Source organism: Citrobacter amalonaticus, from assembly GCF_002918555.1.
Taxonomy (GTDB): Bacteria; Pseudomonadota; Gammaproteobacteria; order Enterobacterales; family Enterobacteriaceae; genus Citrobacter_C; species Citrobacter_C amalonaticus_A.
Genome location: NZ_PQMB01000001.1, coordinates 1006365 through 1026112 on the forward strand (window position 1 = coordinate 1006365; position 19748 = coordinate 1026112).

Genomic DNA, 19748 nt, shown 5'->3' on the forward strand with positions numbered 1-19748 from the left:
ATTAAACCTCGTCCACGGAATGGCCTTTCAGCGCGCTACGGACCGACTGGTCCATGCGACGAGCGGCGAATTCCTGGGTTTGTTTGTCTACGTTTTTAATGGCTTGTTCTATGGCATCAACATCATTGCCCTGCGCCACGTCGCTCAGTTGCGCAGCGGCCTGGTCAATGCGCTGACGCTCTGCGGCGCTTAGCAGCGCGGCATCAGCAGTAAGCGCACCGGTTAAGCTTTCCAGCACGCGCGCTGCTTCGACTTTCTGCTCTGCCAACATGCGGGCTTTTACATCCTGTTCGGCAAAGCTCATCGAATCCTGAATCATAGAGGCGATTTCGCTGTCGGTCAGACCGTAGGACGGTTTAACCTGAATAGACGATTCGACACCGGTCGATTTTTCCATCGCCGTGACGCTCAGCAGGCCATCCGCATCCACCTGGAAAGTGACGCGAATATGCGCCCCCCCCGCCGGTAACGCCGGAATGCCCCGCAGCGCGAAGCGCGCCAGTGAACGGCAATCCTGTACCAGTTCGCGCTCGCCCTGCATCACGTGGATGGACATCGCGGTCTGACCGTCTTTAAAGGTGGTGAAGTCCTGCGCGCGCGCCACCGGAATGGTCGTGTTGCGCGGGATAACCTTCTCCACCAGACCGCCCATGGTTTCAAGCCCCAGCGACAGCGGGATCACGTCCAGCAGCAGCATTTCGCTGTCCGGCTTGTTACCGACCAGAATATCGGCCTGAATCGCCGCGCCGATGGCAACCACTTTATCCGGGTCAATCGAGGTCAACGGCGGACGCCCAAAAAACTCACCTACGCGTTCGCGCACCAGCGGCACGCGCGTGGAGCCGCCAACCATCACCACTTCCAGCACGTCCTGTGCCTCAACGCCCGCATCTTTCAAGGCGCGACGACAGGCCAGCAGCGTGCGCTTAACCAGGGCGGCAATCAGGTCATTAAACAGCTCGCGGGTCAGCTCGCCTTTCCAGCCAGCGACGTCAACGGTGACGGAACTGGCATCACTCAGCGCGATTTTCGCGGCGATAGCGGCATCCAGCAGCTCACGCTGTACGCGGTTATCACTACGATCGGCAATTCCCGCCTGCTCACGGATGTAGTCCGCCAGCAGATGATCGAAATCATCACCGCCGAGCGCTGAATCGCCGCCCGTCGCCAGCACTTCGAACACGCCGCGACTCAGACGCAGAATCGAGATATCAAAGGTTCCGCCACCAAGATCGTAAACCGCGATGACGCCCTCTTTACCGGAATCCAGGCCATAAGCAATCGCCGCGGCGGTGGGTTCGTTCAGCAAACGCAATACGTGCAGGCCCGCCAGACGCGCGGCGTCTTTGGTACCCTGACGTTGTGCGTCATCAAAATAGGCAGGAACGGTAATCACCACGCCGTCCAGTTCGCCAGAGAGCGATTCGCTTGCCCGCGCCGCCAGCGCTTTCAGAATATCGGCGGAAACGCGCACCGGGTTGAGTAAACCCGCCACCGTTTCAATCATCGGCAGACCATTTTCACTCGCCTGGAAACGGTACGGCAGATGAGGATAACGCGTCTGGATATCCGCCAGCGAACGCCCCATCATTCGTTTAACCGAGCTGATGGTGTTCGCGGTATCGAGTGCGGCATTGGTACGCGCCGCGTAGCCGACGGTGTGGCCCTGCTGCTGATAGTGAACCACTGACGGCAACAGGTGACGACCATCATGATCGGCCAGCGTTTCAGCCTGGCCGCTGCGTACGGTTGCAACCAGAGAGTTGGTGGTGCCTAAGTCTATGCCCGCTGCCAGACGACGCTGATGCGGCGCAGCACTCAGACCAGGCTCACTAATTTGTAATAAGGCCATAATTGCTTCCGAATATTAAAAATCGAGCAGCTTTTCTTCGAGTTGTTCTGCTGAGCTGCGCAGTTTATCGAGAAAACGCAGCTTACGCACGGTATCCGCCGCCACGTCCCACGTCTCGTTATCCAGCTGTTCCACCATCAGCTGATGGCGGGAATCAAACATCTTTTTCACGCGCTGGAGAAAACCTTCCAGCCGCGCTTCATCCTTCGCCTGTTCAATCTCGTCAAGCTCTTCACGCAGTTCCAGCTGTTCCATCAGAAAAGCGGTATCGCGCACCGTGTGCTGCTCGCTGGCAAGTGAGAAACCGTGGAGCGAAAGCAAGTATTCCGCCCGCATCAAAGGGTGACGCAGCGTTTGCCAGGCCTGGTTGATTGTAGCGGATTGCTGTACGGCGGCGAGCTGCTCCGCCTGCGTACCGCTGGCGAATTTATCAGGATGAAACTGACGTTGTAGATCCTGAAAACGTAGGCTCAGCGCCTGCGTATCGAGCTGATAACGGGCCGGTAAGCCAAAGAGGGTGAAGTAGTCCATAACATTCTCAGGGGTAGCCTGGTAGAACAAACCCCACGCGTAGCAAAACCACGGTGGGGTTATACCGTCATACTTCAGGGTGCAGATGTGTAAGCTGCATTCATTCACTCCAGCCACTTACTCAGGTAAGCCCCTGGGAATTCATTCGCTTGCTACCTTCCTGCAACCCGAAGTCTTCAGGTATAACAAAAGGTACGCGCTACACGTGGAAGCTTTCGCCGCATCCACACTCGTCTTTCACGTTCGGGTTGGTGAATTTAAACCCTTCGTTCAGACCTTCTTTCACGAAGTCGAGCTGCGTACCGTCCAGAAATTGCAGGCTCTTGCCGTCGACCACAACTTTAACGCCTTTGTCTTCAAACACGGTGTCTTCCGCAGCCGGTTCATCAACAAATTCCAGTACATAAGCCATACCCGAGCAGCCCGAGGTTCTTACGCCCAGACGCAGGCCAAACCCTTTACCACGGTTTGCCAGAAAGGTATTTACTCGCGCTGCTGCACTGTCGCTAAGTGTAATCGACATAACAAAACCTCAACTATCTCGTTATTTTGCTTCACGTTTGCTTTTGTAATCCGCAATCGCGGCTTTTATCGCGTCTTCTGCCAGAATAGAGCAGTGAATTTTCACCGGCGGCAGTTCAAGCTCGTCTGCAATATCGGTATTTTTAATCGCCTGCGCTTCATCCAGGGATTTCCCTTTTACCCATTCGGTAACCAGAGAGCTGGAGGCGATGGCGGAACCGCAGCCGTAAGTCTTGAAACGCGCGTCTTCAATGATACCTTCATTGTTGACTTTAATCTGCAACTTCATCACGTCGCCACAGGCCGGTGCACCCACCATCCCGCTGCCCACGTTCTCATCGCTGTTGTCAAAGGAACCCACGTTGCGGGGATTCTCGTAATGATCGATTACTTTTTCGCTGTAAGCCATAATGAATTCTCCTTATGTGTACCCTAAATAATTCGAGTTGCAGGAAGGCGGCAAGGGAGCAAATCCCCAGGAGCGTACATAAGTACGTGACTGGGGTGAGCGAGTGCGACCAACGCATCTGCAACTTGAAGTATGACGGGTATACCGATTAATGATGTGACCATTCGATGCTGTTCAGGTCCACGCCCTGCTTGTACATTTCCCACAGCGGAGAAAGGTCGCGCAGACGGCCGATGGAGTTACGAACCAGTTCGATGGTGTAATCAATCTCTTCTTCGGTAGTAAAACGACCTAAAGAGAAACGAATAGAGCTATGCGCCAGCTCATCGGTCATCCCCAGCGCGCGCAGCACGTAGGATGGCTCAAGGCTTGCGGAGGTACAGGCTGAACCAGAGGAGACCGCCAGGTCTTTCAGCGCCATAATCAGGGATTCGCCTTCAACGTAGTTAAAGCTGACGTTGAGAATATTCGGTGCGCCCTGCTCGAGGTCCCCGTTGAGGTACACCTCTTCCATATCTTTCACGCCGTTCCACAGACGGTTACGCAGACCGCGCAGACGCGCCATCTCAGTTTCCATCTCTTCTTTGGCGATACGGTAAGCTTCGCCCATACCGACAATCTGGTGAACCGGCAGAGTACCAGAACGCATGCCGCGTTCGTGACCGCCGCCGTGCATCTGCGCTTCAATACGGATACGCGGTTTACGACGCACATACAGCGCGCCAATACCTTTCGGACCGTAGATTTTGTGCCCGGAGAAGGACATCAGGTCCACTTTCAGCTGGCTCAGATCGACAGGCAGTTTACCCACGCTCTGAGTGGCGTCAACGTGATAGATGATGCCGCGCGCACGGCACATTTCGCCGATGGTCGCGATATCCTGCACCACGCCAATTTCGTTGTTCACGTGCATGATGGAAACGAGGATAGTGTCATCACGCATCGCCGCTTCGAGCTCTTTGAGATCGATAATCCCGTTACGCTGCGGCGCCAGGTAGGTTACTTCAAACCCTTCACGCTCCAGCTGACGGCAGGTATCCAGCACGGCTTTGTGTTCGGTTTTGCTGGTGATGATGTGCTTGCCTTTTTTCTGATAAAAGTTGGCTGCACCTTTAATCGCCAGGTTGTCAGATTCCGTCGCACCGGAGGTAAAGACGATTTCACGCGGATCGGCACCGACCAGATCGGCAATCTGATTACGGGCGATATCGACCGCCTCTTCAGCCTGCCAGCCGAAACGGTGTGAACGGGAGGCCGGGTTACCAAAGGTACCGTCCAGGGTGAGAAACTGCATCATTTTCTCGGCAACACGCGGGTCCACCGGCGTGGTTGCGGAGTAATCGAGATAAATCGGTAATTTCATTGCTCTATAAACTCCGTACATCGCTTCAATGCAAGGAATCAGGCAACCGGCTGGATGTACGGCCGTGTTAACGGGACGCGAGCACCCCGGCCTGATTCTAAAAACCTTATAATTTTTACCCTAACTGTTTTGCGGTGCAGCAGCGCCCCGAAACAGGACGGCTAAATTAAGCGCGTAACTTAACGTCGATCGCCTCTTGCGTACGGGTGCTACGTGGCGTGTCATGGGTGTGCTGACGATCGGACACATCCAGAACTTCCTGGTTATTCACCAGTTCACCTAATGTAATATTGTTGAGGAAACCAGTCAGACGGTCACTCAGATCGCGCCACAGCGCATGGGTCAGGCACTTATCGCCGCCCTGACAACCGCCTTTGCCCTGGCAACGGGTCGCATCAACCGACTCGTCAACAGCGCTAATCACTTCGCCAACGGCGATGCTGCCTGCGTCTTTGCCCAGCAGATAACCGCCGCCGGGTCCACGTACGCTGGAAACCAAACCGTTTTTACGTAAACGGGAGAACAGCTGTTCCAGATAAGAGAGGGAAATTCCCTGACGTTCAGAAATATCAGCCAACGGTACCGGGCCCGCTTCGGAGTTGAGCGCAACGTCCAGCATTGCGGTCACGGCATAACGCCCTTTAGATGTCAGTCTCATGTCTTACTTAACCTCAAACTCGCCCCTGCCCGGGGTTTTTTATTGTAAAATGGGGATATTGCATAGCAGGGCCAAGTCTGACATTCCCGACTAAATCAGTCAACTATTTACTTGACTAATTTAGTCAGGTATTTAACTTTCAGTGCGCTCATCACGACTGCCGGATGGCGCGACCGTTTATCCTGTCAGTGAACCAGATCGCTTGCAGGCCCGGTAAGCGATAGCGCCACCGGGCAAACAGACATTACTGCTCTTTATTCTTCTGCTCGATTGACGCCAGAATACCGCGCAGGATGTTCAGTTCCTGGCTTTCCGGACGGGCACGGGTAAACAGACGACGCAGTTTATTCATCACCTGACCTGGGTGGCTTTCACGAATAAAGCCCGTTGCCAGCAGGGTTTGCTCCAGATGACCGTAAAAACGTTCCAGATCGTCCACCAGTGGATACGGCGTCTCTTCATGTTCTGCCGTGCCGCGATCTTCCTGCGTCGCCAGCCAGGCCATCCGGACTTCATAGGCGATGACCTGCACCGCCATCGCCAGATTCAGCGAGCTGTACTCCGGATTAGCGGCAATCGCGACGTGATAATGGCACTTCTGTAGCTCATCGTTCGTCAGGCCCACGCGCTCACGGCCAAAGACTAATGCAACCGGCGCGTTTGTCGCTTCTGCCACACTTTTCAAGCCACACTCACGCGGATCCAGCATCGGCCACGGCAGCGTACGCGAACGTGCGCTGGTTCCCACCACCAGACTGCATCCGGCCAGCGCTTCGTCAAGCGTATCGACGATCTGTGCATTACCGATCACGTCGCTGGCGCCTGCCGCCAGCGCGATGGCCTGGGAGTCGGGCTTGACCAGCGGATTCACCAGCCACAGATTGGTTAAACCCATCGTTTTCATAGCGCGGGCAACAGAGCCCATATTGCCGGTGTGCGACGTTTCGACCAGCACGATTCGAATATTTTGCAGCATTGTCTTTCTTCAGCTAAAGATTATTCGGACATATTATCATAAAACGAAGACATATTCCGATCTCACTGCTATACTCTGCGCCGTTTCTGTTTCCCCCGTTCTTTAACATCCAGTGAGAGTGACCGATGCAACATCCAATGTTGACCATCGCCGTGCGCGCAGCGCGCAAGGCGGGTAATGTAATTGCCAAACACTACGAAATGCCGGACAGCGTAGAAACCAGCCAGAAAGGCAGCAATGATTTTGTGACCAACGTCGATAAAGCCGCAGAGGCAATGATTATCGAAACCATTCGCAAATCTTACCCGCAGCACACCATCATCACCGAAGAGAGCGGTGAGCATAAAGGCGAAGATCAGGATGTTCAATGGGTTATCGATCCACTGGATGGCACTACCAACTTCATAAAACACCTCCCGCACTTCGCGGTTTCTATCGCAGTACGCATTAAAGGCCGTACTGAAGTCGCGGTGGTCTACGATCCCATGCGTAACGAACTGTTCACCGCGACCCGCGGTCAGGGCGCACAGCTGAACGGTTACCGTCTGCGTGGCAGCACTGCCCGCGACCTGGACGGCACCATTATCGCCACCGGTTTCCCGTTCAAAGCGAAACAGCACGCAACCTCTTACATGAATATTCTCGGCAAAATGTTTACCGAGTGCGCCGACTTCCGCCGCACCGGTTCCGCTGCGCTGGATCTGGTTTACGTTGCCGCAGGCCGCGTGGATGGGTATTTCGAAATTGGCCTCAAGCCATGGGATTTCGCCGCAGGTGAGCTGATTGCCCGCGAAGCAGGCGCGCTGGTGTGCGACTTTGTTGGTGGTCATAACTTCATGACAACCGGCAACATCGTGGCAGGTAACCCACGCGTAGTGAAGGCCATGCTGGCGAACATGCGTGAAGAACTGAGCGATGCGCTGAAGCGCTAATTCGTTTTTGCCCGGCGGCGCTACGCTGACCGGGCCTGAGGGGATTGTCGGCCGGATAAGCGCAGCGCCATCCGGCGATGGTTAAAACGGTCGCAATCCCCTGCCGACGGGTACTGCACTGACCCACATCACCACCGCCGCTGCGATCAATATCGCGCCCCCGGCTAACGCCAGCGTTGTCCCACCAACCTGTCGCCATAATACCGGCGCCCGATCTCCGCTGAGTCTGCTCGCCAGCGTGCGGAAACTGTGCACCAGCAGAGCAAGCGAGCTAATGGTCAAAGATGTCCCTGCGGCCATCGCAAGGGCTGATGCCATCCCCCAGCTAAATACGCCCACCACCTTGCTGAACAGCAGCACCATGATTGCCCCGGAGCAGGGACGCATTCCCATTGACAGGATAATCATCAGCCGCGCGCGCCAGTCGTCGCCACTCTGTAACTGCTCCGGATTCGGCAGATGCTGATGCCCACAGCCGCAGTTTGCATGATGTATATGCTGCGGCGTAAAGGCGGTGAACTTCGGCCTGCGCAGCAATACACGTAATTTTTTCACCGCCCGCCAGCACAGTAAAACGCCCAGCACACCGACTAACGCATAGCTCCCCTTTTCCAGCCAGAAGCTGCTCAGATGGAGCTGTCTTGCCGGAAGCTGCAATATTGTCAGTACCACCACAACCAGCACAATTGCCACCAGCCCCTGCAGTAATGATGACGCCAGCGTCAGCCCGATACTCGATTTCAGTTTTGATGGATGGGTTGCCAGCCAGGTGGTAATCACCACTTTCCCGTGGCCGGGTCCCAGCGCATGGAGCACGCCATAAATAAAGCTGAACAGCAGCAGCGTCCCCCCTGCCTGGGCCGGATTCGCCGCCACGGCCTTGAGCAGCGCGCTCATCTGCTGATTCACTTCCCGCTGCCAGAGGATGCTCTGAACCATCACCTGTGGCCAGGCGTGCCATAGCCAGATGCCTCCCGCCACTGCCAGCAACAAAAATAAGGCCAGCGGCCACAACGACAGCCAGCGACGAGGACGCGATGTGTTTTGTGCAATCACTGACATGTCAGCGTCACCTTCTGCGCGAACTGTTTCCCCAAATCCATATCCTCCGGCGGCGCGTCTTCTTTATCCAGCGACTGTGCAAAGCTTAGCGTATCTTCACTCGGCGTTGGCGTATGTACAGTTATCGTACAGCGCTTGTTCAGGGCCGGGGCCAACGTCGCGTCCCGATCGTCGTTGTAACTCATATCCACATAGTACGAAGGATCGAAAGTTGAGAAGGTATAGGTTTGTCCGTGCAGCGGCTGCGGCTCGACTAACGGCAGAACAAACGTCAGCACTGCCTGATGCTCATCGCGCTCCATACCGTACTCCGTTGGACGATTTTTAAACTTAACCCTTTGCCCGTTGTGCCATATCTCAGTGAAATAGTGCTGCCCGAGCACATTTGCCATCACTTCCGCCGCCAGTTTTTTCCAGATTTCCGATCCCGGTTTGGCATTACCCGCATCATAAAGCAGATCGGCGGAGGTGAGTTCGTCCATCGTCCAGCGCATTTTCAGCGCCACAAACTGGTCGTTTTCGCTCACTACCTGGGTTTGGAGACGGATAAAGCTGTGAGGATGCGCACTGACACCGAAAGACAGCACAGCGAGAAAGAACGTTATAGCGATGCGATTAACGCGTTGCATGAACTCTCCACGGTTAAAATCCAGACCGCCATCCGCGGCGGTCTTTACGAGACTGCCGTGAGAATATCATTGAACGTGAAATCCCGGGCAGCGATTTCCAGCCTCGATTCAGTTCTCAATTTTGGAAATTTCTTCTCTGGCAGAAGCCACCCACGCCCGATGTTAAACCGTTTCAGACGCCTTAATTGATAATCAATTGTTAATTGATAGTTATTAAATGATGATTATTTAACAAGAAAATGGAATGACTCTTGACGCTCGCCCTCAAATAAAACAATTTTTTAACTAAATATTAATCATAAAATAACAACAATGGCTATTAGTCACATTTTCACAACTTGATATTCATTCCCTCTTCCCTTCGTTGTTAATCTCGCGTCGTGACATACCCTGGTCCCTGGAAAAGGTACAACTATGAAATTCAAACTCGCATTACTCAGTGCAACCCTGGTTTCTGCATGCATGTTGTCCGGTACATCCTTTGCGGCAGAGAAGTATGAAATTGCAGTAGTGGCGAAAGTCACCGGTATTCCCTGGTTTAACCGGATGGAAACCGGCGTCAACGAAGCAGCGAAAAAGCTGGATGTGAATGCTTATCAGACCGGCCCTTCCACACCGGACCCTGCTCAGCAGGTAAAGGTGATTGAAGATCTGATCGCCAAGAATGTGAACGCCATTATCGTGGTTCCTAACGATGCCAAAGTCCTTGAGCCAGTGCTGAAAAAAGCACGCGATAAAGGGATCGTTGTCCTGACGCATGAGTCTCCGGATCAGCAAATTGGTCAGTGGGATGTTGAAACCATCGACAGTGAAAAATATGCACAGGCCAACGTCGATGAGCTGGCAAAAGAGATGGGCGGGAAAGGTGGCTATGCCATTTACGTCGGCTCGCTGACCGTACCGTTGCATAACGCCTGGGCGGATTACGCCATTAAATACCAGAAAGAAAAATACCCTGAGATGTTCGAAGTGACCTCACGTTTGCCGGTCGCTGAAAGTATTGATAAATCCTACTCCACCACCCTGGATTTGATGAAAACCTATCCGCAAATGAAAGGGATCGTTGGCTTCGGCTCCCTCGGCCCAATCGGGGCAGGCCAGGCGGTACAGAAAAAACGCGCCAAAGATAAAATTGCCGTGGTCGGTATTGCGATGCCTGCCCAGGCCGCCCCTTATCTGATGCGCGGCGACATCAAAAAAGCGCTGTTGTGGGATCCGAAAGATGCCGGTTATGCGCTGGTGACGGTGGCTGACCAACTGTTACAAGGCAAAGAGGTCACCCCGGAGCTGACGATTGACGGTTTAGGGAAAGCCGACGTCGACATGGACAAGAAAGTGATCCGCTTTAACAAGATCCTCGAAGTCACGAAAGACAACGCGCAGTCGCTCGGTTTTTAAGGCATTACGCCAACCCAGGTAACCCTGACGCCGGCCGTCTGGTCGGCGCACTCTACAAAATTAACACTCAGCGTCCAGCCGGACGCTCGCAGGGGTATTGTCCATGACAGACACCACCGCATTTATCACTCTTGAGAATATCAGCAAGCAATTCCCGGGCGTGCTGGCGCTGGATAATGTGAATCTGACGCTGAAAAAAGGGGAAGTTCACTGTCTGGCAGGTCAAAACGGCTGCGGCAAAAGCACCATTATTAAAGTGATCTCCGGTGTATATCACCCTGAAAAAGGGGCGCAAATTCAGCTCGACGGTAAGCTGTTTCACCATCTGACGCCGCAGCTTTCCTCGCACTACGGCATTCAGGTTATCTACCAGGATTTGTCACTGTTCCCGAATTTCAGCGTGGCAGAGAACATTGCCGTTAACCGCTACCTGCCCGGCGGCGATATCTGGGTACGCCGCGGCGCGATGAAACAGCAGGCGCTGGCCGCCATGAAACGTATTGGGGTGACCATCGACCCGGATAAAAAAGTGGAAAAGCTCTCCATTGCCGACCGTCAGCTGGTTGCCATTTGCCGGGCGATTGCCGCCGATGCCCGTCTGGTTATCATGGATGAACCAACCGCATCCCTGACCCGCCAGGAGGTTAACGGCCTGCTGCGGGTGGTCAACGAACTGAAAGCCGCCGGGATTTGCGTGGTATTTGTCAGCCATCGCCTTGATGAAGTCATGGAAGTGGCCGACCGCATCAGCGTGATGCGCGACGGCAAGCTGGTCGGCACTTTCCCTGCCAGCGAACTCGACAGCCATGAGCTGGCCTTCCTGATGACCGGTCAACGGTTCCACTACAGTCCGTTGCCAGAAAAACCCCCGGTTGAACAGGAACCCATGCTGGAGCTGCGCAACCTAAGCCGCAAGGGGAAATATCACAATATCAACCTGTCGCTGCGCAGCGGCGAGATCGTCTCTATCGTGGGTCTGCTGGGCGCCGGGCGAACTGAGCTTTGCCTCAGCTTGTTTGGGATGACGCATCCGGAAAGCGGCGAAATCCGCATTAACGGGCAGCGTGTCAGACTACGTAATAACCACGATGCCATTAAACACGGGATCGGCTACGTCTCTGAAGATCGTCTGACGCAGGGGCTGATCATGGATCAGTCGATTTACGACAACACCATCGTCACGGTGTTCGACAAACTGCATACCCGCAGCGGCCTGCTCGATCACCGCAAGGCGCAAAAGCTGGTTGCCGATCTGATCCGCGAACTGAACATTAAAGTTTCCGATCCGCAGTTGCCGGTTAAAACGCTTTCCGGCGGTAATGCCCAGCGTATCGCCATTGCCAAATGGGTGGCGACCAGTCCACGGATCCTGATTCTGGACTCCCCGACGGTGGGTGTGGACATCGCCAACAAAGAGGGAATTTACCAGATCGCCCGCGACCTGGCGGAACAGGGAATGGCGGTGCTGATGATCTGCGATGAAATCCCGGAAGCCTATTACAACAGCCACCGCGTGCTGGTGATGCGTCGCGGCGAACTGGTGGCAGAGTTTAACCCTCATCGCTGTCGCGAAGAGGAGATTGCTGAGGTGGTCGAGGTAATCAATGAATAACGTGCATCTTTCCCGCTTAATCGGACAACATGAATTCTGGCTGGGGCTGTTGGTGGTGGCGCTGGCGGTTGGGCTGAGCATCAGTACCGATGAGTTTCTCTCGCTCGGTAACCTGACGGATGTCGCGACAAGCTACGCCATTCTGGGCATTCTCGCCTGCGGGCTGTTCGTGGTCTTAATTTCCGGCGGCATCGACATTTCGTTTCCTGCGATGACCGCCATCGCCCAGTATGCCATGGCGAGCTGGGTCATTGCCCACGGCGGCAACTTTGCGCTGGCGCTGATTATCGCTATGGCGGTGGGTCTGGCGCTGGGGCTCATCAATGGTTTTCTGGTCTACTGGCTGCGCGTTCCGGCAATCATCATTACCATCGCCACGCTGAACGTCTATTATGGCCTGCTGGTTTACGCCACCAAAGGCACCTGGCTGTATGGTTTCCCCGACTGGTTTATGAACGGCATTAACTGGTTCTCGTTCACCGCAGCGGATGGTTACGATTACGGCATTACGCTGCCCCTGCTTTGTCTGGCGGCGGCGATCGTGTTTACCGCAGTGCTGATGAACTCCACCCGCCTTGGCCGCCAGATTTACGCCATGGGCGGCAACCGTGATGCGGCCTCGCGCCTGGGGCTGAATTTGCTGAAGCTCCACTTCTACGTCTACGGCTATATGGGCATTCTTGCTGGTGTTGCCGCCGTGGTGCAGGCGCAGATCACGCAGTCCGTTGCGCCAAATTCCCTGCTTGGGTTTGAACTGACGGTGCTGGCGGCGGTCGTGCTGGGAGGTACCAGCATGACCGGCGGTCGCGGCACGTTAACCGGCACGCTGCTCGGGGTGATCCTGCTGGCCTTTTTACAAAACGGCCTGACGCTGCTCAGCGTCTCCTCTTACTGGCACACCGTTTTCAGCGGCACCATTATCCTGGTCAGCATTAGCGCCACGGCCTGGAATGAAAAACGCAAACTGGCAAGGGAGCTTTGAGATGAAAACATTCGCCAGATTTTTCCCCGGCGACGCCATCATTCGCCTGCAGTGCATCATTATTATTGTGGTCGCGCTGGCTTTTTCCGTCCTGCTCGGCGGTCGTTTTTTCAGCGTGGCTAACTTCCAGTCCATCGGTTCACAATTACCTGTTCTTGGCATGCTGGCGCTGGGAATGGGCATCACCATGTTGACCGGCGGCATTAACCTGTCGATTATCGCCGGCGCCAATGCCTGTTCACTGGTGATGGCCGCGGTGATTGTCACTCATCCGGATAATCCGCTGTTCCTGGTGCTTGCCCTGCTGGCGGGACTCGCCGTCGCCGTGGCGATTGGCACGCTCAACGGCGCGCTTATCGCCTGGGTTGGCGTCTCTCCTATCCTCGCCACTCTGGGGACGATGACGCTCATTTCCGGTCTCAATATTCTGCTCTCCAACGGAACGGTGATTTCCGGTTTTCCGGCGGCTATTCAGTTCCTCGGCAACGCCACTCTTGCCGGTATCCCGGTGGCGCTGTTGCTCTTTTTATTGGTTGCGCTACTGCTGTGGGTACTCCTGGAGCACACCACGCTGGGACGCAGCCTGTATCTGGTTGGCTCTAACGAGCAGGCGACTCGCTACAGCGGCGTCAGTACCGTGCGGGTGCAAATTTCCGTCTACGTCATTTCCGCGCTGCTGGGCTGGGCGGCTGCCATTTTGATGATGGCGAAATTCAACTCCGCAAAAGCCGGATACGGTGAATCATATCTGCTGGTGACCATCCTCGCTTCCGTGCTGGGCGGCATCAACCCGGACGGCGGCTTCGGACGCATCATCGGTCTGGTGCTGGCGCTGATTGTGCTACAGATGCTGGAGAGCGGCTTTAACTTGCTGGGGATCAGCAGCTATCTGACGATGGCGCTATGGGGCGCGGTGCTGATCCTCTTTATTGCATTACAGAATCGTAAAGCCTGATTTCAGGAGAAAAAATGATGGCGAGTTATTTCATTGGTGTGGATGTAGGAACCGGAAGCGCCCGTGCTGGCGTGTTTGACCTCAACGGCAGAATGGTCGGCCAGGCCAGTCGTGCCATTGAAATTTACCGTCCGCAGGCCGATTTTGTTGAACAGTCTTCAGATAACATCTGGCAGGCGGTATGCAACGCCGTGCGCGATGCCATCAACCAGTCGGATATCAATCCCATTCAGGTCAAAGGACTGGGATTTGACGCCACCTGCTCGCTGGTGGTGCTGGATAAAGAGGGTAAGCCGCTGACCATCAGCCCTTCCGGGCGCAGCGAGCAAAACATTATCGTGTGGATGGACCACCGCGCCATCACCCAGGCAGAGCGTATTAATGCCCTGCACCATCGGGTGCTGGACTATGTCGGCGGGATTATCTCCCCGGAAATGCAGACGCCAAAACTGCTGTGGCTGAAGCAGCATATGCCCAACACCTGGGCTAACGCCGGATACTATTTTGATCTGCCGGATTTTCTGACCTGGCGGGCGACCAACGACGATACCCGCTCGCTTTGTTCCACCGTCTGCAAATGGACCTATATGGGCCATGAGGATAAGTGGGATGCCAGCTATTTCCGCCAGATTGGGCTGGAAGATTTGCTGGAGCACGATGCGGCAAAAATCGGCCGCTATGTCAAAACCATGGGAGAACCGCTGGGTCACGGCCTGACCCAGCGCGCCGCCAGCGAACTGGGCCTGATACCGGGCACGGCGGTGAGCGTATCGATTATCGATGCCCACGCCGGCACGCTTGGCACGCTTGGCGCCTGTGGTGTTTCCGGCGAGGTCGCGGATTTTGACCGCCGTATCGCGTTAATTGGCGGTACCTCCACCGGCCATATGGCGATTTCCAAAGAGCCGCGTTTTATCGGCGGCGTCTGGGGACCGTACTATTCCGCCGTCCTGCCGGAATACTGGCTTAATGAAGGCGGTCAGTCGGCAACCGGCGCGTTAATCGACCATATTATTCAGTCGCACCCATGTTATGAAACCCTGCTGGCGCAGGCCAAAACCCAGGGACAGACGATTTATGAAGTGCTGAACGCGCTGCTGCGGAAAATGGCCGGTGAACCGGAAGATATCGCGTTCCTGACACGCGACATGCATATTCTCCCCTACTTCCACGGCAACCGTTCGCCGCGCGCCAATCCAACCTTAACCGGGGCAATGACCGGTCTGAAACTTTCTCGTACGCCAGAAGATATGGCGTTGCAGTATCTGGCGACCATCCAGGCAATTGCGTTAGGGACGCGGCATATCATTGAAACCATGAATCAAAGCGGCTACACCATCGATACCATTATGGCCAGCGGCGGCGGCACCAAAAATCCGATCTTCGTTCAGGAGCACGCCAACGCCACCGGCTGCGCCATGCTGTTACCGGAAGAGAGTGAAGCGATGCTGCTGGGCGGCGCGATGATGGGCACCCTTGCCGCTGGCGTGTTTGAAACCTTCCCGGAAGCAATGTCGGCGATGAGCCGGATTGGCAAAACGGTCACCCCGCAGACCAACCGCATCAAGCAGTACTACGATCGTAAATATCAGGTGTTCCACGAGATGTATCAGGATCATATGAAGTACCGCCAACTGATGCAGGGGGAAGCATGAATCCCTCATGGCAGCAGGCCACCCGCGTCTGGCAGTTATACAGTGAGGCGCTGGCGGGTCTTGAGCATCATCTGAATGAGGCGCAGTGGCAGGCGCTGATGGCGGAACTGCGCGGCTGTCGGGGCAAAATCGTGGTCACCGGCGTGGGTACCTCCGGCGTGGCGGCGCGAAAAGTGGCGCATATGCTGGCCTGCGTCGAGCGTCCGGCGATCTACCTCAACGCCACTGACGCCGCGCATGGCGACCTGGGTTTTTTACGCGACGACGATTTGGTGATCATGCTTTCGCGCGGCGGCAACTCTGATGAACTCACCCGGCTGCTGCCGGGGCTGGGAGCGAAAAAGGTGCCGGTCCTCAGCGTCACGGAAAACCCGGACTCCGCCATTGCCAGAGCCTCTCGCCTGGTTATCTCTACGGGCGTGCAGCGGGAAGCAGACCCGCTGAATATGTTGGCCACGACGTCAATCATTCTGGTGCTGGCGATTTTTGATGCCGCCTGCGCCTGTCTGATGAACGAGAGTGGTTATTCGAAAGAGACGCTTCTGGCGGTCCATCCTGGCGGCGATGTGGGATTAAGCCTCAGTCAGGAACATAAGGTCTGAAATACCCCGGTACCGTTCACATTGACGGTGCCGGGCCTGCAAGTAAAAGATAAAACAGTGAAAAAAAGCGTTAAAGCGCTGCGTTTCACTCTCTTCATCTCATCCTCACGATAAAAATTCTGTGACGCTCGCCAATATTCCTGGCGGAAAGCTTTTCATTCACCATTTCTATGAGCAAACTTTAGCTATTCTTATCAAACATACATACGGGAGAGCTGACGGATGATGACAACCCTTGCTCCGCCATCTGTACTTTCCGGTCCCCAGCGCCGTTGCCAGGTACTGCTGACGCTTTTCCAACCGGGGCAGGCTGCCACCACGGAAACATTCAGCACGCTAAATGGCGTCGATGAAAACAGGTCCCGTGACGATATTCTCGAAACGGGTCTGGAGATCCAACGTTATCATCGACTGACCATCACCACGAGTCAGGACGGCGGCTACCGGATTGAAGGAACAGCAATCAATCAACGCCTTTGCCTTTTACACTGGTTAAGACGCAGCCTGCGGCTTTGCCCGGCGTTTGTCAGCCAGCACTTTACTCCAGCGTTAAAAAGCGAGCTGAAACGGCAGGGGGTCCCGCGCACGCTGTATGATGACACCAACCTGCACGCGCTGATTAACCTTTGCGCACGCCGGTTACAAAAGCCGTTTGAATGCCGTGATGTGCAATTTTTGCGCCTGTATCTGCAATATTGTCTGCTGCAACATCATGCGGGAATCGCGCCTGAGTTTAATCCACTGCAGCAGCGGTGGGTTCAGTCCTGCGCAGAATACCCGGTTGCTCAGGAAATTGGTCGCCACTGGCAGCGACGAGTCATGCAAACGGCCCCGCTTAATGAGTCGCTGTTCATGTCCCTGCTGTTCTCCATGATCCGCATTCCCGATCCGCTTCGCGATAATCACCCGCAGAATCAGCAACTGCGTATAGCCATCGCCCGTCTGGTGCTCCGCTTTCGTGAGATGGGGAACGTCCGTTTCACCGATGAGCAGGGGCTGAACGACCATCTCTATGTTCATCTTGCTCAGGCGCTGAACCGTAGCCTGTTCGCTATTGGTATTGATAACACACTGCCGGAAGAGTTCTCCCGCTTGTATCCACGCCTGATGAGCACCACGCGCAGAGCCATGCGCGGGTTTGAAGAAGAGTATGAGATTGAATTTTCAGAAGAAGAAGCCGGACTGGTGGCCGTGATTTTTGGCGCATGGCTGATGCAGGAGAAAGATCTGCATGAAAAGCAGGTCGTCCTGCTGACGGGAAGCAAGCCTGAGCTGGAGACGCAGATTGAGCAGCAGCTGCGAGAGCTTACCCTGCTGCCGCTCAATATTAAGCATCTTCCGCTACACAGTTTTCAAAAAGAAGGGGCCCCGCGTAATGTGGCACTGATCGTCACCCCTTACAGCACGCTGCTGCCGCTTTTTTCACCGCCGTTGATTCACGCCGAGCAGACGCTGACGCCGCATCAACAGCAGCAGATCCGCAAAATGCTGGAATCAGGCTGATGCGGCCACTTTAGGCCGCAGAACCATTGCCGGGAGTGCCACCAGCGCCATCACCCAGAATACGCCGTGCCCCAGATGCTGATATAAGAAACCCGCAAACACGGTCATCACGGCGATACTGCCGCCCATCGCCACGGCTGAATAGACCGCCTGCAGACGAATCACTTCACTTCCCTGGCGTGCGGCAATGTAACGCATCGCCGCCAGATGGCAGACGGTAAAGGTGCCGCAATGCAGGATCTGCACCACAATCAGCCACGGCAGCGCGGTGGTCCAGCCCATCAATCCCCAGCGAATCACCCCGCACACGGCGGAGAGCAGCAGCAGATCGCGCGCGCTGAAGCGGCGGAACAGCCTGTTGCTCAGAGCAAAGATGATCACCTCTGCGACGACCCCCAGCGACCATAAATAGCCCACCGCCGAGGCCGAATAGCCCGCCCCCTGCCAGTAAATCGCGCTGAAGCCGTAGTAAGCGGCATGGGCTCCCTGCAACAGGCAGACGCAGGCGAGAAAACGCCAGCTTTGGGCAACCAGCGCGCGCCAGGCGGGCCATCCGGCACTCTCATGCTGGCGGCTTGCCCCCTGCGGTAAAATGGCCGGACGCAGTAGCATACCTGACAGCATCGACGCCACGCCCAAGCTCAACATCACCAGAATAACCCGGTAATCAAACAGGCTGATCAGCTTCCCGGTCAGCGCCGAACCGATGACAAAGGCAACCGATCCCCACAGCCGCACCCGGCCATAATCCATGGTGAACTGTTTTTGCCAGGTGTTCGCCAGCGCATCGGTTAGCGGTACCAGAGGAGAGAAAAAGAGGTTGAAGCCGATCATGACCACCATCAGCCATGCCACGTGCGTCCCCGCCCAGAAAGCAAGCGCAAACATCAATGCCAGCAGGGCCAGAATGCGTAATGCAGAAATCAGCCGGGAGGGATCGCTCACCCGTGGGGCGATTAACAGGCTGCCGAGAAAGCGGGCCACCAGCCCGGCGCCAAGCAGTAGTCCGATGGTCTCTGGCGTGAGTCCAAGACCTTTAAGCCAGACACTCCAGAAGGGGAGAAAAATTCCGTAACTAAAAAAGTAGGTGAAATAACTAAGCGCCAGCCAGCGCGTGGAGTGTAAGACCATGATTCCTCCCGATTAGAGGGAGTAGTCTGGCAATAAACGCTCAAAGCTGCAAGTTGACGTTATTCCTGCCCGTTTCCGGGCAGGGGCTTAACAAGAATGAATATTCAGGGTCATCTTTTGCCGCATGCTTTCGCCGTATGCCAACAGGGTTAACTGACCAAAATCCGGGCGATGGTGATCGTCAGGCGCATGGCTCATGGGTTCAAAACAGAAGAAATCAAAGGCATATCCCTTATCAAATGCCGGATCGGAAACAAAAACAAAATAGCAGGGTGCCGACGGTTCGGTGGTCATGGAAAGCGTATACCCCCGTTCTGGCTGTTGAATTGTCGCGGTGCCATCCCAACCGGAGAAACCATTATTCACCCAATGTTCGGGCAGCGGAGCAGGCTGATTAAAATCCAGCGCCTGCGGCAAGCTCTCCTGATGTGCGCCGGTTAGCCAGTGCTCTTTCTCAAGCCAGTAGCCGGTGGCATGAGCCTGTATCCGGGTTCCCGGCGACAGCGGGAAATAGGGATGCCAGCCCAGGCCAAACGGTAGCGAATCCCCCTCATTGGTGACGATCAGTTCAACCTCAACCCCGCTGGCGTTCAGGGTAAAAACCTGCTGCGCCGTATAAAGATAGACTCCCTGCCGATGGATATACTCCAGCCTAAGCTGCGTCGGAGAGTGTGCCACGCCGCGCCAGCGATTCAGCCAGCCATCGCCGTGAAGGTAATGGCGGTCCCACTCAACGTTAGGTTGCAGCTGATGCTCTCCCGCCGGTGAGCGAAACCGATTCCCGCTCACCCGGTTACCGAATGGCACAAGGGGAAAACAAGACGATTCCACCGCAATTCCGCTTTTCAGGCCCGGGCGCAGCACGGGGATCAGTTCCCCCTGATGTTGCCACCACAGTCCCTCAATCGTCCCGCCCTGCTCCGCAACCTGAAGCCGCAGATCGCTATTTTCCAGCGTATAAAGCGTCATCTGGCCC

General features: G+C 55.4%; 19 protein-coding genes. 8 read left to right on the forward strand and 11 right to left on the reverse strand.

Annotation, left to right across the window (positions count from 1 at the left end; all coding sequences use genetic code 11):
* Position 1: 1 nt before the first annotated feature.
* From hscA to trmJ, 7 genes are all read right to left on the reverse strand, one after another.
* Complete coding sequence (gene hscA, locus C3432_RS04995) at positions 2–1852, reverse strand: Fe-S protein assembly chaperone HscA (protein WP_103775544.1); 1851 nt, start codon at positions 1850–1852, stop codon at positions 2–4.
* 15 nt (positions 1853–1867) lie between these two features.
* Positions 1868–2383, reverse strand: coding sequence for a co-chaperone HscB (gene hscB / locus C3432_RS05000; RefSeq protein WP_103775545.1), 516 nt, complete (start codon positions 2381–2383; stop codon positions 1868–1870).
* 199 nt (positions 2384–2582) lie between these two features.
* Positions 2583–2906, reverse strand: a complete 324-nt coding sequence (gene iscA, locus C3432_RS05005; RefSeq protein WP_003037681.1) for an iron-sulfur cluster assembly protein IscA — start codon at positions 2904–2906, stop codon at positions 2583–2585.
* Between the two features lie 21 nt (positions 2907–2927).
* Positions 2928–3314, reverse strand: coding sequence for a Fe-S cluster assembly scaffold IscU (gene iscU / locus C3432_RS05010; RefSeq protein ID WP_002913991.1), 387 nt, complete (start codon positions 3312–3314; stop codon positions 2928–2930).
* A gap of 148 nt (positions 3315–3462) precedes the next feature.
* Positions 3463–4677: a cysteine desulfurase gene (gene iscS, locus C3432_RS05015; protein WP_103775546.1), complete on the reverse strand. Its 1215-nt coding sequence runs from the start codon at positions 4675–4677 to the stop codon at positions 3463–3465.
* 166 nt (positions 4678–4843) lie between these two features.
* A complete protein-coding gene (iscR, locus tag C3432_RS05020) occupies positions 4844–5335 on the reverse strand; it encodes a Fe-S cluster assembly transcriptional regulator IscR (protein ID WP_103775547.1) in 492 nt (163 codons plus the stop codon).
* 244 nt (positions 5336–5579) lie between these two features.
* Positions 5580–6311: a tRNA (cytosine(32)/uridine(32)-2'-O)-methyltransferase TrmJ gene (gene trmJ / locus C3432_RS05025; RefSeq protein WP_103775548.1), complete on the reverse strand. Its 732-nt coding sequence runs from the start codon at positions 6309–6311 to the stop codon at positions 5580–5582.
* Positions 6312–6436: 125 nt separating this feature from the next.
* On the opposite strand from trmJ, the gene suhB reads away from it, so the two are divergent.
* On the forward strand, positions 6437–7243 hold the full coding sequence (gene suhB, locus C3432_RS05030) for an inositol-1-monophosphatase (protein ID WP_103775549.1): 807 nt from the start codon (positions 6437–6439) through the stop codon (positions 7241–7243).
* 81 nt (positions 7244–7324) lie between these two features.
* On the opposite strand, the gene C3432_RS05035 is transcribed toward suhB, so the two are convergent.
* Together C3432_RS05035 and C3432_RS05040 are read right to left on the reverse strand one after the other, a co-directional pair.
* Positions 7325–8305, reverse strand: coding sequence for a nickel/cobalt transporter (locus tag C3432_RS05035; RefSeq protein ID WP_103775550.1), 981 nt, complete (start codon positions 8303–8305; stop codon positions 7325–7327).
* Positions 8296–8934 (reverse strand): DUF1007 family protein, encoded by a 639-nt coding sequence (locus C3432_RS05040; RefSeq protein ID WP_103775551.1) that lies wholly within the window; start codon positions 8932–8934, stop codon positions 8296–8298. The genes C3432_RS05035 and C3432_RS05040 overlap by 10 nt, the downstream gene beginning before the upstream one ends.
* Positions 8935–9348: 414 nt before the next feature.
* On the opposite strand from C3432_RS05040, the gene C3432_RS05045 reads away from it, so the two are divergent.
* The 7 genes from C3432_RS05045 to csiE all read left to right on the forward strand — a co-directional run bounded on the left by C3432_RS05045 (position 9349) and on the right by csiE (position 17641).
* Positions 9349–10332 (forward strand): autoinducer 2 ABC transporter substrate-binding protein, encoded by a 984-nt coding sequence (locus C3432_RS05045; protein ID WP_103775552.1) that lies wholly within the window; start codon positions 9349–9351, stop codon positions 10330–10332.
* A 103-nt stretch (positions 10333–10435) separates the two neighbouring features.
* Positions 10436–11944 carry a sugar ABC transporter ATP-binding protein gene (locus tag C3432_RS05050; RefSeq protein WP_103775553.1) on the forward strand — a complete coding sequence of 503 codons (1509 nt, stop codon included), beginning with the start codon at positions 10436–10438 and terminating at the stop codon, positions 11942–11944.
* Positions 11937–12926, forward strand: a complete 990-nt coding sequence (locus C3432_RS05055) for an ABC transporter permease (RefSeq protein ID WP_103775554.1) — start codon at positions 11937–11939, stop codon at positions 12924–12926. The genes C3432_RS05050 and C3432_RS05055 overlap by 8 nt, the downstream gene beginning before the upstream one ends.
* Position 12927: 1 nt before the next feature.
* Positions 12928–13881, forward strand: a complete 954-nt coding sequence (locus tag C3432_RS05060) for an ABC transporter permease (protein WP_103775555.1) — start codon at positions 12928–12930, stop codon at positions 13879–13881.
* A 17-nt stretch (positions 13882–13898) separates the two neighbouring features.
* The gene (locus C3432_RS05065) at positions 13899–15536 is read left to right on the forward strand and encodes an FGGY-family carbohydrate kinase (RefSeq protein WP_103775639.1); all 1638 of its coding nucleotides are present in this window, start codon (positions 13899–13901) and stop codon (positions 15534–15536) included.
* Positions 15533–16138: a KpsF/GutQ family sugar-phosphate isomerase gene (locus C3432_RS05070; protein WP_103775556.1), complete on the forward strand. Its 606-nt coding sequence runs from the start codon at positions 15533–15535 to the stop codon at positions 16136–16138. Before C3432_RS05065 ends, C3432_RS05070 begins: the two co-directional genes overlap by 4 nt.
* A gap of 222 nt (positions 16139–16360) precedes the next feature.
* On the forward strand, positions 16361–17641 hold the full coding sequence (gene csiE, locus C3432_RS05080) for a stationary phase inducible protein CsiE (RefSeq protein ID WP_103775557.1): 1281 nt from the start codon (positions 16361–16363) through the stop codon (positions 17639–17641).
* Here the strand turns inward: csiE and C3432_RS05085 are convergent.
* Both C3432_RS05085 and C3432_RS05090 read right to left on the reverse strand, forming a co-directional pair.
* Positions 17633–18772: a 3-phenylpropionate MFS transporter gene (locus tag C3432_RS05085; protein WP_103775558.1), complete on the reverse strand. Its 1140-nt coding sequence runs from the start codon at positions 18770–18772 to the stop codon at positions 17633–17635. The genes csiE and C3432_RS05085 overlap by 9 nt on opposite strands.
* Before the next feature lie 87 nt (positions 18773–18859).
* Complete coding sequence (locus C3432_RS05090) at positions 18860–19741, reverse strand: aldose 1-epimerase (protein WP_103775559.1); 882 nt, start codon at positions 19739–19741, stop codon at positions 18860–18862.
* Positions 19742–19748: the final 7 nt, after the last annotated feature.

Coding starts and splice junctions, on each gene's coding strand:
- hscA (WP_103775544.1), bottom strand. CDS start 1,852: ATGGCCTTATTACAAATTAGTGAGCCTGGTCTGAGTGCTGCGCCGCAT.
- hscB (WP_103775545.1), bottom strand. CDS start 2,383: ATGGACTACTTCACCCTCTTTGGCTTACCGGCCCGTTATCAGCTCGAT.
- iscA (WP_003037681.1), bottom strand. CDS start 2,906: ATGTCGATTACACTTAGCGACAGTGCAGCAGCGCGAGTAAATACCTTT.
- iscU (WP_002913991.1), bottom strand. CDS start 3,314: ATGGCTTACAGCGAAAAAGTAATCGATCATTACGAGAATCCCCGCAAC.
- iscS (WP_103775546.1), bottom strand. CDS start 4,677: ATGAAATTACCGATTTATCTCGATTACTCCGCAACCACGCCGGTGGAC.
- iscR (WP_103775547.1), bottom strand. CDS start 5,335: ATGAGACTGACATCTAAAGGGCGTTATGCCGTGACCGCAATGCTGGAC.
- trmJ (WP_103775548.1), bottom strand. CDS start 6,311: ATGCTGCAAAATATTCGAATCGTGCTGGTCGAAACGTCGCACACCGGC.
- suhB (WP_103775549.1), top strand. CDS start 6,437: ATGCAACATCCAATGTTGACCATCGCCGTGCGCGCAGCGCGCAAGGCG.
- C3432_RS05035 (WP_103775550.1), bottom strand. CDS start 8,305: ATGTCAGTGATTGCACAAAACACATCGCGTCCTCGTCGCTGGCTGTCG.
- C3432_RS05040 (WP_103775551.1), bottom strand. CDS start 8,934: ATGCAACGCGTTAATCGCATCGCTATAACGTTCTTTCTCGCTGTGCTG.
- C3432_RS05045 (WP_103775552.1), top strand. CDS start 9,349: ATGAAATTCAAACTCGCATTACTCAGTGCAACCCTGGTTTCTGCATGC.
- C3432_RS05050 (WP_103775553.1), top strand. CDS start 10,436: ATGACAGACACCACCGCATTTATCACTCTTGAGAATATCAGCAAGCAA.
- C3432_RS05055 (WP_103775554.1), top strand. CDS start 11,937: ATGAATAACGTGCATCTTTCCCGCTTAATCGGACAACATGAATTCTGG.
- C3432_RS05060 (WP_103775555.1), top strand. CDS start 12,928: ATGAAAACATTCGCCAGATTTTTCCCCGGCGACGCCATCATTCGCCTG.
- C3432_RS05065 (WP_103775639.1), top strand. CDS start 13,899: ATGGCGAGTTATTTCATTGGTGTGGATGTAGGAACCGGAAGCGCCCGT.
- C3432_RS05070 (WP_103775556.1), top strand. CDS start 15,533: ATGAATCCCTCATGGCAGCAGGCCACCCGCGTCTGGCAGTTATACAGT.
- csiE (WP_103775557.1), top strand. CDS start 16,361: ATGATGACAACCCTTGCTCCGCCATCTGTACTTTCCGGTCCCCAGCGC.
- C3432_RS05085 (WP_103775558.1), bottom strand. CDS start 18,772: ATGGTCTTACACTCCACGCGCTGGCTGGCGCTTAGTTATTTCACCTAC.
- C3432_RS05090 (WP_103775559.1), bottom strand. CDS start 19,741: ATGACGCTTTATACGCTGGAAAATAGCGATCTGCGGCTTCAGGTTGCG.